Origin of the sequence: Hymenobacter sp. UV11 (assembly GCF_004684095.1) — a bacterium.
GTDB lineage: Bacteria > Bacteroidota > Bacteroidia > Cytophagales > Hymenobacteraceae > Hymenobacter.
In genome coordinates, this window is sequence record NZ_SRII01000011.1 from 152008 (window position 1) to 165754 (window position 13747).

A 13747-nucleotide genomic window follows, 5' to 3' on the forward strand; every position below is an offset into this window, starting at 1 on the left:
TTCCCACAACTCGTATTTCCACAACTCCAGTTCATGAACATTCTTCGCATTTCCCTGGCTGCGGCCACGCTTTTGGCCCTGTCGCCGTTGGCTTCCTACGCCCAGCACACCCACGCCGCTGGCGAGCAGCACGCCGAAATGGCGCCCGGTGAAACCCACGCCCACGTTGCCCCCCACGGGGGCGTGGTTCGCTCGGCCAGTCCCTACCATATGGAGCTGGTGCAGCATCCTACTGAGCTGCACATCTACCTGCTCGGGGCCAAAATGAGCGCCGTGCCCAATACGGGCACCACGGGCACCGTCATGGTGCAGACCACCGATAACAAGACCTCGACGGTAGCGCTGGCACCCGCCGGCGACGACCACTTCCTCGCCAAGCTGCCCGCCGGGGCCAAGGTGCGCACGGCCATCGTCACGCTCAACGCCGACGGAAAAACCATCAATATCCGCTTCGACAAGCTCGACGAAGCGGCAGCGGGCAAGGCCGTGGGCGCGGCCTACACCTGCCCCATGCACCCGGAAGTGGCCAGCGATAAGCCCGGCAAGTGCCCCAAGTGCGGCATGGCCCTGGTGAAAAAGTCCTGATGACCCGCCCGGCCCATCCCGGGCGCTACCAGGACGGGCCGGGCACTTCCGGTCGCGGGTGAACGCAGCGGCGAGGGTTTACGCTCCGCTGCACTACGAATCAATTTACTTGCAATGTATACTAACCGAATAAACCCCCGCCTGCTAAGCTGGCTGCTGCTCCTGCTGCTGGGCGCTGCCGGCGGGCCGGCCTGGGCCCAGCGCGTGGTGGTGCGCCTGGACAGTGCCGAGCAGCAGGCCCTGCGCCTGCACCCGCGCCTGCGCCAGTCGGCCCAGGAAATTGAGGAGCAGCGGGCCCTGCGGCGCGGCAGCTTTTCGCTGCGCAACCCCGACTTTCTCTTCTCCGCGCCCACCGGCGAACGGTGGGCGCCGGGCGTGGTGCAAACCATTGACTTTCCCTCCGTGTACCGGCGACAGGCCCAGGCGGCCGAAGCCGGTATCTCCCTGGCCGAACGGGGCCGCGATGTAAACCGGGCCACCGTGCGGCGCGAGGTGCGCGCGGCCTACCTGAATCTACAATTCGCCGAAGCCCAAATCCGGCAGCTCACTTACCAGGACAGCCTGTTCCAGGCCCTGCAAACGGCGACCGAGCGCCTGTTCAAGGCCGGTGAAGTAACCGCACTGCAACAGGTAAGCACCGAGGCCGAGGCCCGGCAGGTGCGCAACCAATTGGAGCAGGCCGCCGTGGACCTGCAGTCGGCCAAACGGCGGCTGGGCTTGCTGCTGGGCCAGCCCACGGCGGACTTGAGTGCGGGTACCGACCTGCGCCAGACCGGGCCGGACCTGGCCCGCACCGGTGGTGCCCTGCTGGCTGGCCTGCCCGTGGAGGACAGCGCCGCCGTGGCCCTGAGCCCGACGCTGGCCTACTCTGCCCAAAACGTAGAACTAAGCCAATCCGGCATCAGCCTGGTTCGGGCGCGGCGCACGCCGGCCCTCACCGTAGGCTACCAGAATCAAGGGTTTGCCGAATCTCCCTATAAGTACCGGCTGCAGTTTGGCGTATCCGTGCCACTGTATTTCTGGACGTACCGCTCGCAGCTGCAGGCGGCCACGGCACGCTCGGGAGCTGCGCGCGCCCAGGTGCAAGTGCAGCGGCTGGAGCTGGGCACCCAGTACCAGCAGCGACTGTCCGACACGCGCAAGTTCTCGGCCTCCTTGGCCTACTACGAACAAACCGGTCTGCCCCAGTCCACGGCCATCATCAGCCAGTCGCAGCGCCTGTTTCGGGCCGGCGAAATCAGCTACCTCGTGCTCATCCAGAGCCTGAACCAGGCTTTTACTATTCAGAATGCCTACCTGACCACCATCCGGGACTACAGTCAGGCCCTTATCGAACTTAACTACCTCCGCGGACAATGAGAAAGAACCTGTTCCTGCTATTGCTGCTCACCTGGCTGGCCGCGGTGCCCGCCTGGGCCCACGGTGGCGAAGACCACGGCGACGCCAAAGCCGCAACCCCGGCCGGCGCCACCTATTTCTCGGCCGCCGCGGCTTCCGAGCAATTCGAGGTGCTGCTGCGCTACTTCCCCCTCAAGCCAGGCGGCGACGCCGACCTGCGCGTGTTCCTGTCCGACTTCGCCACCAACGCGCCCATCAAGGGCGCCAAGTTCATCTTCACCTCGCCCGAGGACCCGAAGCTGAAGTTTACCACCACGGAAAAGGGGCCCGGCGAATACCTGGTGGAAACCACCTTCCCCGCCAAAAAAGCCTACAGCATGACCGTGCAGATAGCCGTTGGCGACCGGGCCGACCTGCTGCTGCTCGAAGGCATTGCCGTGGGCAAGGAGCTACCCGTGGCCGCCGCGCCGGCTGCCGCAGGCCCCGGTCTTTTTTCCTCTTGGAAGACCATTCTCGCGCTGGTCGGCGCCTTCGTGCTCGGTATTGCCCTGACGGCCGTGTTCCTGCGCCGGCGTCGCCCCGAGGTGCTCTTGACGTCGGAGCAAGTACTGTCGGCCAGCCGCCGCTCCCCGTTTCCTTAAGTCCTAACCAGATGAAAACTTCCCATAAGCTTATCGTTGGCACGGCCACGGCCAGCCTCGTGCTGGCGACGTTGCTGCCTGCTCCTCGTCCCGCCGCCGCGCATGGCGGCGAAGACCACGGCGACACCAAACCCGCCACGGCCACTACCGGCGCCACCGATGAAGTGAGCCTGCCCAAGGAAAGCCAGTTTTTGTTCGGCATCCGCACCGAACTCACCCGCCTCGACTCGCTCAACACCCGGCGCACGCTGCTGGGCATCGTTTCCGCGGCCCCGGGCGGCCAAGGCGAACTCGTGGCTCCGCAGCCGGGCCGCCTGGTTAGCCTGAAGGTGCGCGTGGGCCAATCGGTCCGTGCCGGGCAGGTGCTGGCCGTGCTCGACCAGACGCTGGACGCGCCCGCCCAAATTGGGCTGAGCACCGGCACGGCCAACGCCCAGGCCGAATTGCGCGCCGCCGAGCAGGACTACCAGCGCCTGCAAAGCATCGCCGACATCGCCGCCCGCAAGGACGTGGTGGCCGCCGAGCTGCGCCTGCGGCAGGCCCGCCAGAACGCCGGCATCCTCAACGGACAGGCCCGCCAGCGGCGGGTCTCGCTCACGGCACCCATCAGCGGCACGGTGGACGTGTTTACGCTCGCCGTGGGTCAGCAAGTCACGGCCGGCCAGCCGCTGCTCACCGTCATCAACCCCGGCAAGCTCTCGGTCACGGCCCAGGTTTTTGCCGCCGACCTCGACCAGGTAACCAGCAGCAGCCGCTTTCTGGTGGAAGGGTTGCAGGGCGAAACCCGCGCCCCGGCGCGGCTGGTGTCCTTCAGCAACGTGGTCAACCCGGTAAACCAGGCCCGGCAGCTGGTGCTCGACGTCTCGGGCACCTCGGGCCTGCGGCCAGGCCAAAGCGTGAACGTGCGGGTGCAGGACCGCGCCGGCAAGCCCCAGCTGGCCGTGCCGACCACTGCCGTGACCGACGTGGCCGGCAAGCCCGCCGTGTTCGTGCACACCAGCCCCGAAGTCTTCAAGCTGCGCTTCGTGCAGCCCGGCCCGGCCGACGACCAGCGCACCGTCATCCTCGGCGGCTTGGCGGCCGGCGAGCGCATCGTGACGCAGAACACCTACCAGCTCAAGTCGGTGTACCTCAACCAATAACCTTACGACGGGCGTACCCGGCTGCCTCATGAAATTTTCCCTGAAACACTCCTTGCTGCTGGTGCCCTGTACGCCGGGTGCCTTAGCCGCGTCGGCCCAAACTGCTTCCGCGCCGGCCAAACCGGCTGCCGCCGATGAAATCGCGGTGCGCCAGGTGCTGGGCCACTACCAGCAGGCCGTGGAAAAGCTCGACACCACCGGTACCGACCGGCTATTCGCGCCCAACTCCGTGGTGCTCGAAACCGGCAGCAAGGAAGGCACCTACCGCCACTACGCCGCGCACCACCTGGCCCCCGAGCTCAAGGAGTTCAGCTCCTTCAAGTACGGCGACTACGAAGTGGAAGTAACCGTGGACGGCCCCTACGCCTTCGCCCTGGAAACCTACACTTACACCATCGGCCTCAAAAAGGACCCTAAGACGCCTATCAAGCGGCGCGGCGTCGCCACTTCGGTGCTGCGCAAGACGCCGGCCGGCACCTGGCAGATTATCAGCAGCCACAACTCGGCCCGCAAATAACTCCGGCTGCGCATGCACACTCCCTTATTTCGTCGCCTTCCTGGGTTTCTCCCCGCGCTGCAACGCGGCGGAACCGGCCTGGGGCTCCTGCTGCTTGGGCTGGGCCAGCCACTGGCCGCCCAGCAGCAGCGAGCCGGCGTGCGCCTTCCTGCCCTTCGACCGGGTAGTACCCGGAACGCCGTGGTCCTGGACACGCTCACGGCCCGGCCTAGCCTCTACGCGGTAGGGGTGGCCGAAGGGGGGGGCGAAATTTTGGTGGCCGGTGGGGATGCGCTGACCACCCGCCACCGGCCCGACGGCGCCACGGAGACGACCGTGGGCTTCCAGGGCCGGGCGGTGTGGCTGCTGCAACGGCGCGTGGCCCGCTGGCGGGAACCCGTAATGGTGCCAGCCACGGTAACCAGTCCGGCGCAGCTGGCGCGCTTCGTCCAGCAAGCCGCGGCACAGGCCGGGCACAGTCAAAGGAATTGGCTGCCCTTTCGGCTGCAGGGCGAGCCCACGGTAACGTGGTGGACCGTGGCGGCCTTTCCCACCGGGCAGCCCACCGATGCCCCGAGCGCCGGCCTGGGGGCTCATGGCCGCTTCGCGCAGCAGTCCCTGGACCTGGTGGGATTCCTGCTGCCCACCAAGCGGCGGCGGCCGCCCGGCCTGCACCTGCACGCGCGCCCCAGCCGGCAGCCCTTCGTCGCGCACGTCGACAGCCTGCGGCCCGGCTCCGGGCTGCGCCTTCTCTTACCCGCACTTCCCCAATAACCCATGCTTGACCGCATCATTCGCTTTGCGCTAGAAAATCGGCTCCTCACCCTGGCCTTTGCCGTGGCGCTGCTCATTGGCGGCTTCACCACGTTGCGCGGCCTGCCCGTGGACGTGCTACCCGACCTCGACCGGCCCCGCGTGACCGTGTTCCTCGAAGCCCAGGGCATGGCCCCCGAAGAGGTGGAAGCCCTGGTGACCCGCCCCGTGGAAACCGCCCTGAACGGGGCCACTGCCGTGGAAGCCGTGCGCTCCAACTCGGCCATTGGTCTAGGGCTGGTGTTCGTGGAGTTTAACTATGGCACCGACATCTTCACCGCCCGCCAGATTGTGGCCGAAAAGCTGCAGACCGTGGGTGGGCAGTTGCCCGTGGGCGTAACGCCCGTGCTGGGGCCCATTTCCTCAGTGATGGGCCAGATTATGCTCATCGGCATGAGCAACACCGGCCAAGGCCCGACGACCCCGGCCGACCTGCGCACGCTGGCCGATTACACGGTGCGTCAGCGCCTGCTCAGCATTCCCGGCGTGGCTCAGGTAATCCCCATCGGCGGGGACTCCCGCCAGTACCAGGTGTTGGTAGACCTGCCCCGCCTCAACGCCACGGGCCTCACCATCAACCAGCTGGAAGAGGCCCTGCGCCGGTCCAACCTGAATACCACCGGCAACTTCTTCGACCGCAACGGCTCGGAGGTGCTCATCCGCAATCTCGGCCGCCTCAACTCCGTGCGCGACATTGAGAACATCATCATCGGCTACCGCGAGGGCTCGCCCATCAGCGTCAAGCAAGTGGCCAACGTCACGTTCGGCGCGCGCTTCAAGCGCGGCGACGGCAGCGTGAACGGTCGGCCCGCCGTGATTCTGAGCGTGGAAAAGCAGCCGGGGGCCAGCACACTGGACTTAACCACGGCGGTGGAAGCAGCCCTGGCCGATTTGCAGCCCTCGCTGCCCAAAGACGTGCAGTTTAACACCCGGTTGTTCCGGCAGTCCGAGTTCATCAGCAACTCCCTGACCAACGTCGAGGACGCCCTGCGCGACGGCGCCATTCTAGTGGTCATCGTGCTGTTCGCCTTTTTGCTGAACGTGCGCACCACGGTCATCTCGCTCACGGCCATTCCGCTCTCACTGCTGGTCACGGCCCTGGTCTTCAAGGCCGCCGGCATCACCATCAACACGCTCACGCTGGGCGGCTTGGCCATTGCCATCGGCGAGCTGGTCGACGACGCCATCGTGGACGTGGAAAACGTGTTTCGCCGGTTGCGGGAGAACAAGGATTCTCCCGCGCCGCGCCCAGCCTTGCAGGTAATTTACGAGGCCAGCTCCGAGGTGCGCAACTCCATTGTGTACGCCACCATCATCGTGGTGCTGGTGTTTCTGCCGCTGTTTGCCCTCTCCGGCATTGAAGGACGCATCTTCGCCCCCTTGGGCGTGGCCTACATCACCAGCATCATCGCCTCGCTGGTGGTATCGCTGACGGTGACGCCGGTGATGTGCTACTACCTGCTGCCGAAAATGAAGATGCACGCCGAAAAGGACAGCGGCCTGGTGCGCTGGCTTAAAGCCAAAGACACGCGCCTGCTCACCTTCGGCTTTCGGCACCCCAAAATGATTCTCGGCATTACGGGCCTACTGTTCGTACTGGCGGCAGCCACGGTACCATTTTTCGGCACCGAGTTTCTGCCGCCCTTCAACGAGGGCTCGCTCACGGTGAACTTCTCCACGCCCGCCGGCACCTCGCTCACCGAGTCGAACCGCCTGGGCACCATTGGCGAGCAGCAGATGCTGGCCGTGCCCGAAGTGGCCTTTACGGCCCGCCGCACCGGCCGGGCCGAGCTGGACGAGCACGCCGAGTCGGTGAACAACTCGGAAATCGAGGTGGCTTTCAAAACCAAAGAGGAGCTGGAAAAAGCCGGGCTGCCTATCCGGCGCAAGGACGCGGTGCTGGCCGACATCCGCCAGCGGCTGAGCATCCTGCGCGGGGTGAACGTGAACATCGGCCAGCCCATCTCGCACCGCCTCGACCACCTGCTGAGTGGGGTGCGCGCGCAGGTGGCCATCAAGCTCTTTGGCAATGACTTGCTGGAGCTGCGCCGCTACGCAGGCGAGGTGCGGGCCGCCGCCGGCGCGGTGCCCGGCGTCGTGGACTTGCAGGTGGAAAAGCAGGTGCAGGTGCCCCAGCTCCTGATTAGGCCCCGCGAGGAGGCCTTGCGCGCCTACGGCCTGGAGCGGGGCCAGGTGGTGCAGGACCTGGAAACCCTGTTCCAGGGCTCGGTGGTGTCGCGTATTCTGCAGGGACAGCAGAGCTTCGACCTGATTGTGAAGCTGCCCGAAAGCCAGCGCCAGGACTTAGCCAGCATCGGCAATACCCGCATCGAAACGCCCGGCGGGGGCTTCGTGCCCGTGTCGGCGGTGGCCGACGTGAGCTACGAGCCGGGCCCCAACACGGTAAACCATGAGAATACGCAGCGCCGCATTACCATCTCGATGAACGTGGCCGGCCGCGACCTGGGCTCCACGGTGAAGGAAGTACAGCAGAAAATTCAGCAGCAGGTGAAGCTGCCCACCGGCTACTACCTGACTTACGGGGGGCAGTTCCAGAGCCAGCAGGAGGCCAGCAGCAAGATTCTCTGGCTGAGCATTTTCTCCTTCATCGGCATTTTCCTGGTCTTGTACTCGCACTTCAAATCGGGGCTGATGGTGGCGCAAATCATGCTCAACATCCCGCTGGCCCTCATCGGCTCGGTGGCGGCGGTGCTGCTCACCGGCGGCACGCTCAGCATTGCCTCGCTGGTGGGCTTTATTACCCTCACCGGCATTGCCTCGCGCAACGGCATCATGATGATTTCCCACTACCTGCACCTAGTGGAGAAGGAAGGGGAGGAGTTCTCCGACCACATGATAGTGCGCGGCTCGCTCGAACGCCTCGTGCCGGTGCTGATGACGGCCCTGGTGGCCGCCCTGGCCCTGGTGCCGCTCACGCTCGACAAGTCGGCGGCCGGCAAGGAGATTCTCTACCCGGTGGCCGTGGTCATCCTTGGCGGCCTGCTCTCCAGCACGCTGCTCGACATCGTGGTGACACCGGTGGTGTTCCGCCTGCTGGGGCGCCGGGCACTGGCGCAGTACCGCGCCAACCACCACGGCCCGCGCCTGAGCAAGCTGGACGATTCCGTGGATGCCCCGCCCTTCACGCCAGCCGGGGACGAAGATGCCTCGCTGGCGCCTGCCTTGTAATTGATTGGTACTCCGACCATGATTTCCACCCTCATCTATATCCGCCACATGGTGTGCGTAAAGTGCATCCTCGTGGTCCGCGAATGCCTCGTGGAGCTCGGGCTGCAGCCCCTGCGCGTAGAGCTTGGAGAAGTGGAAGTGCTGGGCCCGGCCGAAACCATCGACTGGGCCCGGCTACGGCAGTGCCTGGCAGCAGAGGGGTTTGAAATCCTGGACCAGCAGGGCGCCCAACAACGGCTGGTGGGTGCCATCAAGGCCGCGGTTGCGGAACTGCTGCAGCGCGAGCCGGCAGCGCTGCGCAGCGGGCACTTCTCGCATCACCTCAGCCAGCGGCTGGGCCAGCGGTTTGCTTACTTAAGCAGTGTTTTCTCTAGCACAGAGGGCGTCAATTTAGAGCAATACGTGGTCCGCGAGCGGGTTCAAGAAGCCCAAAGACTGCTGCGCACGACGGCCTTGCCCGTGGGGCGGATTGCCAACTTTTTGGGTTTCAGCAACCTGAGCCACCTCTCACGCCAGTTTCAGCGGGGGACGGGCGTTTCGCCCAGCGACTACCGGCGCCAGTGTTTGGTGAAGGCGGAGTCCTAGCAGCTAACCTCCCCCGTGGGCCCCGGCAGCTGCAGCCGTACAATGGGTTGCCGTGTCCGTCGGAGACACTCGTATCTGTCCTTTAGGGAAAGGGTGCGGAGAGAGAAAAAGAAAACCAGCTACTAATTATGCAGCAGATGCTGGCAAATTGTGCACAACTACCAGGCTTGTGGCGAGTAAAACCTTCCATACCATTCTCCACCTAACTTTTCAACCCATGCATTCTCAAAACCAAAGCCTCCTCGCCGCGCTCTACGCCTGCGTCAACTCCTGCGAGCACTGCGCCAGCGCCTGCTTGAGCGAGCAGGACGTTAAAATGATGGCCCGCTGTATTCAGCTCGACCGCGATTGCGCCGACATCTGCGCCCTGACCGCCCGCTTCGTGGCCCGCGGCTCCGAGCACGCTCAGCACCTGCTGCGCGAGTGCGCCGAAATCTGCAAGGCCTGCGGCGACGAATGCGAGAAGCACGGTGCCCACATGGAGCACTGCCGCGAGTGCGCCGAGGCCTGCCGCCGCTGCGAAGAGGCCTGCCGGGCCGGGCTGGGGGTGGCCGCTTAATCCAAGTGATAGGCTGAAAAGCCGGCCCGGAAATGTCTGGGCCGGCTTTTGCATGCTCGAAACTTCCGGAAGATGGAGGGGAAGAAGCAAATCTTGCAATTCAGCGGCACAATTTTATACCCCTCCGGCCCGCACTTGGCGCCAGCTTTGCATGTTCTTACTACCGAGCCTTCATTCAGCGCTTTTTAATTTAATTTCCCATGAAAACGCTTCAATTTAAAACCAACATCAACTGCGGCGGCTGCATCAAAGCCGTGACCCCCACCCTTAACCAGGAAGCCGGCGCCGGCAACTGGCAGGTAGACACGGCCAACCCCGACAAAATTCTAACGGTGACGTCCGATAAGCTCAGCGCGGAACAAGTTGTGGCCGCGGTAGAGCAGGCCGGCTTTAAAATCCAGGCGGCGTAGTTCCTGCGTTCGGCGGTGCCGTCGCTGCCCGTGCGGGCGAAGCAGAACCTCTATAACAGAAGCCCCGGCTATTCACATAGCCGGGGCTTCTGTTATAAATGGTAACCGTGAAACGTAGCTACCACCCGGGATGAAAGCAGTCGGCCGGCGGCAGCGAGCATTAGGACACTCCGGTACGCAACGCGTTTGTGCGGGCAGCGTCGTAGGGCATGGTCTCAGATAGCGCCCGGTAATGGCATTAAGGCTGGACTACTGGGGCGTCTAAGTCTCAAGAAGTGCGGAGGTGAGCGTCGATGCTGGGAATTATGTAATCTCTGCCCAGAATAGCAGCAAACAAGGGGGAAGGGTAAGCGTAAGGCTTCTGACAAAGCCTCTTGCGGTCGCAAGCTCGTTGAATTCCATCCGGGGGCATCCGGCCGCATGCTGGCTCATGCAATATGCGTAGCCGGCCGGAGGCCTCGCACCCGCTCGTCGGGCCAGGGCCGGACAAGGTTGCCCAACGGCGTCGCGGTCAATTTTTTACCCAGTTTTCTATGTTTGAAGATTTTCCCAACCTGCATCCCTTGGTGGTGCATTTGCCCATCGTCCTCATCCTGCTCTCAGCTGGCCTGCAGGCGCTGCTCGTGATTAGGGACTGGCCACAGGTGCGCTGGGTTGCACTGGCTACCATGAGCGGCGGTTTTGCCGGGGCCATCGCGGCCAGTACCTACTTCCACGCCATGCCAATGGGCCTGCCCCCCAAAGCCGCGGCCGTATTCAACACGCACGAGCAATACGCCAGCTATACGCTATGGCTAGCCGGCATAACCCTGCTGCTGGGTGTTGGGGCCTTATTTTTCAAGACCCAACACCGTGCCTACGAACTACTGGTGCTAGTCGTGGCGCTGGCTGCCGCCGGGGCCGTAACCGTGACCGGCCACCACGGAGCGCGACTGGTGTACATCGAAGGTGTAGGGCCGCAAGGCCACCTGGTGATGAAGGGTGAGCATGACGAAAAGCACGAAGGGCAGCAGCAAGCCATGCCTGGCATGAACATGAAAGCGGGCGATAGTATGCAGGTGGCTCCAAGCAAAGCTCCTAAGCCAGCCGCTCGCCAACCCCGCGTTCCCGGCACTACTTACTATATGAGCAGCTCTGCCCACTGGAGCGGGGGCGGAATGCAGCAGCCCGGCATGAAGGGCATGAGTATGCCCGCCACCCAGCCCATGCCTGGTAGGAAGGGCATGGATATGGGGAGTGGTTCTAAAGCAAAAAGTGCCCCCAATCAGGGAGTCAGGCCCAAAGCCAAGCCTGTGTCCGCTCGCATGAAAGGCATGGATATGAAAGGAATGACTGGGAAAGGCACCGGCGCAAAGAGCCCGTCCCAACCGCCCATGAAGTCCATGCCGGGAATGACCAGGAAACAGGCCCCGGCCCGGCCGGCTGCGAAAAGTAAGGCCATGCCGGGCATGGGCGGCACACCGGCCACCGAAATGGAGGCCATGCCCGGCATGGATATGAACGGCTCAGAAAAACGGTCCGCTGCCGACAACCAAGCCGGGCAGGGGAGGAGCATGGGGGCCATGCCCGGTATGAGTATGCCCGCAACGCCCGCGCCGGCCTTTCTCTACGACAACAACCCGGCCTGGGAAAAAGCCCATCCCACGCCCACCACGTACCGGGGCAAGCGCGTGGTGTACGACCTGTACGTGCACGACACCCTGGCCAATTTCACGGGCAAAAAGCGCTGGGCCATTGCCGTCAACGGCCACATTCCGGCCCCTACGCTCACGTTTACCGACAGCGACACGGCCGTAATCCGGGTGCATAACCGGATGAAAATGGAGACGATAGTGCATTGGCACGGCCTGCTGGTGCCCAACGCCCAGGACGGAGTGCCCTACCTGACCACTACTCCCATCAAGCCGGGCACCACGCACACGTTCACCTTCCCGTTGCGGCAGAGCGGCACCTACTGGTACCACTCCCACACGGCCTTGCAGGAGCAGGCCGGCCTCTATGGCTCCATCGTGGTGAAGCGACCCGACGAGGCCCCGCTGACGGAAAAGGTGCTGCTGCTCTCCGACTGGACGGACGAAAACCCGCACCAAGTGCTGCGCTACCTGAAAAAAAGCGCGGAGTGGTACTCCATCCGCAAGGGCGCGTTGCAGAGCTACGGCGAAGCCATTGCCGCCGGCTACTTCAAAGACAAGGTGCAGCAGGAGTGGAAGCGCATGACGCCCATGGACGTGGCCGACGTGTACTACGACCGTTTCCTCATCAACGGTCAGGAAAAGAGCTACTTCCAAGGCGTGAAGCCCGGCGAGCGCGTAAAGCTGCGGCTCATCAACGGCGGCTCGTCTACCTACTTTACCGTGCAGTTTGCTGGCGGCCCCATGCAAGTAGTGGCGGCTGACGGCATCAACATCGTGCCGGTGACGGTGGACAAGATTGAAATGGCGACCGCCGAAACCTACGACGTCATCGTCACGGTGCCGGCCAACGGGGCGTACGAGCTGCGGGCCACCTCCTGGGACATCGTGGGCCACGGCTCGGTATTTCTGGGCAACGGCCCCGAGATGCCGGCGCCTACGCTGCCCAAGCTGGATTATTTCGCCATGCTGCGGGCCATGAACGGCATGATGAGCAGCATGAACATGAGCGGCGGCGGTATGAACATGGGCACCATGCAAAACATGAAGGGAATGAGCACGGGCGGCCCGCCCACCGCCCCCCCGATGCCCGGCATGGACATGAATAGCAAGCCCGCCGGGGCCCCCTTGAAGGGCATGGATATGAATAGCAAGCCTGCGGCGGCTCCCAAACCGAAAAGCGCCCCGATGCCGGGCATGGATATGGCCAACGACCAGGGCACCATGCCGGGAATGTTCATGTCTATGAATATGCCCGGCATGGGTGGCAGCGGCACCCAACTCAGCTACGATATGCTGAAAGCCATTCACCCCACCACGCTCGATTCGACCAATAAAGTACGGGAGGTGAAGCTGACCCTGACGGGCAATATGCTGCGCTACGTCTGGTCGTTCGACAACAAAACGCTGTCCGAGGCCGACGTGATTCCCATCAGGCGGGGCGAGAACGTACGCTTCGTGCTCACCAATACCACCATGATGCGCCACCCCATGCACTTGCACGGGCACTTCTTCCGGTTCGTCACCGCCCAGGGCCGGTACTCGCCCATGCTGCACACCTTCGACATCAAGCCGATGGAAACCGTCACCATCGAGTTTCTGGCCGATGAGGACAAGGCTTGGTTTTTTCACTGCCACAACCTCTACCACATGATGAGCGGCATGGCCCGCATCGTGAGTTACGAGGACGGCCCCAAAAACGAGTTTGCCAAAACCGGCTACCGGGGCCTGACACGGGAAGACAACGTGCTGTATCCCTGGGCCGACGTGGCCGTGCATAGCCAGGGAGCCTTTGGGCAGTTCAACCTGTCCAACAACAAAAACGCCCTGGAAATCGACGCCCGCGCGTCGCGCCGGGGCGACGTGGAAGTAGAAAACCACCTGCTGCGCTACCTCGACAAGCGGCAGTACTTGGCCGCGTTCGTGGGGTTCGACTACCGCAACGACAAACTGCTGCTCCAGGAAGGGGTGCGCAACCTCAACGGCAAGTACGACCGGCGGGTGTTCGACGCGGGCTTTTACTACCTGCTGCCCATGCTGGTGCGCTCCGAGTTTCGGGTTGACGACAACGGCCGGTTCCGGCTCCAACTAGAGCGGCGCGATTTGGCGCTGAGCAATAATTTCTTTGCCGACCTGGTGGTGAACACCGACCTGGAATACACCATCGGCTTCCGCTACCAGTTCAGCCGCTATTTCTCCGCCAGCACCAACTACGACAGCGACTACAAGTGGGGAGCGGGCCTGACGTTTCACTACTAGTCGGGCCGCCCGCTTCGCTCCGTGCTTCGACATCGGGTTTGCTAACCGCTTGGCCCAGCCAGGAGCAGCCCACTCCGGCCACCAGGTGGCAGAGGATGT

At 63.8% G+C, this 13747-nt stretch carries 11 protein-coding genes; all 11 read left to right on the forward strand.

What is annotated here, in order from left to right:
- Window positions 1–33 precede the first annotated feature (33 nt).
- The 11 genes from E4631_RS20050 (at window position 34) to E4631_RS20100 (ending at window position 13648) form a co-directional block, all read left to right on the forward strand.
- Window positions 34–585, forward strand: a complete 552-nt coding sequence (locus E4631_RS20050) for a heavy metal-binding domain-containing protein (protein WP_133658860.1) — start codon at window positions 34–36, stop codon at window positions 583–585.
- Between the two features lie 114 nt (window positions 586–699).
- A complete protein-coding gene (locus E4631_RS20055; protein ID WP_133658859.1) occupies window positions 700–1944 on the forward strand; it encodes a TolC family protein in 1245 nt (414 codons plus the stop codon).
- A complete protein-coding gene (locus E4631_RS20060) occupies window positions 1941–2564 on the forward strand; it encodes a hypothetical protein (protein WP_133658858.1) in 624 nt (207 codons plus the stop codon). The genes E4631_RS20055 and E4631_RS20060 overlap by 4 nt, the downstream gene beginning before the upstream one ends.
- Window positions 2565–2575: 11 nt before the next feature.
- Window positions 2576–3706, forward strand: coding sequence for an efflux RND transporter periplasmic adaptor subunit (locus E4631_RS20065; protein ID WP_133658857.1), 1131 nt, complete (start codon window positions 2576–2578; stop codon window positions 3704–3706).
- A 28-nt stretch (window positions 3707–3734) separates the two neighbouring features.
- Window positions 3735–4223, forward strand: a complete 489-nt coding sequence (locus E4631_RS20070) for a nuclear transport factor 2 family protein (RefSeq protein ID WP_133658856.1) — start codon at window positions 3735–3737, stop codon at window positions 4221–4223.
- Window positions 4224–4235: 12 nt separating this feature from the next.
- Window positions 4236–4976 carry a hypothetical protein gene (locus E4631_RS20075; RefSeq protein WP_133658855.1) on the forward strand — a complete coding sequence of 247 codons (741 nt, stop codon included), beginning with the start codon at window positions 4236–4238 and terminating at the stop codon, window positions 4974–4976.
- Window positions 4977–4979: 3 nt separating this feature from the next.
- The gene (locus E4631_RS20080) at window positions 4980–8204 is read left to right on the forward strand and encodes an efflux RND transporter permease subunit (RefSeq protein WP_133658854.1); all 3225 of its coding nucleotides are present in this window, start codon (window positions 4980–4982) and stop codon (window positions 8202–8204) included.
- A gap of 18 nt (window positions 8205–8222) precedes the next feature.
- A complete protein-coding gene (locus tag E4631_RS20085; RefSeq protein WP_133658853.1) occupies window positions 8223–8789 on the forward strand; it encodes a helix-turn-helix transcriptional regulator in 567 nt (188 codons plus the stop codon).
- A 217-nt stretch (window positions 8790–9006) separates the two neighbouring features.
- Window positions 9007–9348, forward strand: coding sequence for a four-helix bundle copper-binding protein (locus E4631_RS20090; protein ID WP_133658852.1), 342 nt, complete (start codon window positions 9007–9009; stop codon window positions 9346–9348).
- A gap of 200 nt (window positions 9349–9548) precedes the next feature.
- A complete protein-coding gene (locus E4631_RS20095) occupies window positions 9549–9758 on the forward strand; it encodes a heavy-metal-associated domain-containing protein (protein WP_133658851.1) in 210 nt (69 codons plus the stop codon).
- A 533-nt stretch (window positions 9759–10291) separates the two neighbouring features.
- Window positions 10292–13648 carry a multicopper oxidase domain-containing protein gene (locus tag E4631_RS20100; RefSeq protein WP_166648184.1) on the forward strand — a complete coding sequence of 1119 codons (3357 nt, stop codon included), beginning with the start codon at window positions 10292–10294 and terminating at the stop codon, window positions 13646–13648.
- Window positions 13649–13747 lie beyond the last annotated feature (99 nt).

Excerpts from the sequence above, each read along its gene's own strand:
- E4631_RS20100 (WP_166648184.1), top strand. The coding sequence starts at position 10,292 with ATGTTTGAAGATTTTCCCAACCTGCATCCCTTGGTGGTGCATTTGCCC.
- E4631_RS20085 (WP_133658853.1), top strand. The coding sequence starts at position 8,223 with ATGATTTCCACCCTCATCTATATCCGCCACATGGTGTGCGTAAAGTGC.
- E4631_RS20070 (WP_133658856.1), top strand. The coding sequence starts at position 3,735 with ATGAAATTTTCCCTGAAACACTCCTTGCTGCTGGTGCCCTGTACGCCG.
- E4631_RS20075 (WP_133658855.1), top strand. The coding sequence starts at position 4,236 with ATGCACACTCCCTTATTTCGTCGCCTTCCTGGGTTTCTCCCCGCGCTG.
- E4631_RS20080 (WP_133658854.1), top strand. The coding sequence starts at position 4,980 with ATGCTTGACCGCATCATTCGCTTTGCGCTAGAAAATCGGCTCCTCACC.
- E4631_RS20095 (WP_133658851.1), top strand. The coding sequence starts at position 9,549 with ATGAAAACGCTTCAATTTAAAACCAACATCAACTGCGGCGGCTGCATC.
- E4631_RS20055 (WP_133658859.1), top strand. The coding sequence starts at position 700 with ATGTATACTAACCGAATAAACCCCCGCCTGCTAAGCTGGCTGCTGCTC.
- E4631_RS20090 (WP_133658852.1), top strand. The coding sequence starts at position 9,007 with ATGCATTCTCAAAACCAAAGCCTCCTCGCCGCGCTCTACGCCTGCGTC.
- E4631_RS20060 (WP_133658858.1), top strand. The coding sequence starts at position 1,941 with ATGAGAAAGAACCTGTTCCTGCTATTGCTGCTCACCTGGCTGGCCGCG.
- E4631_RS20050 (WP_133658860.1), top strand. The coding sequence starts at position 34 with ATGAACATTCTTCGCATTTCCCTGGCTGCGGCCACGCTTTTGGCCCTG.
- E4631_RS20065 (WP_133658857.1), top strand. The coding sequence starts at position 2,576 with ATGAAAACTTCCCATAAGCTTATCGTTGGCACGGCCACGGCCAGCCTC.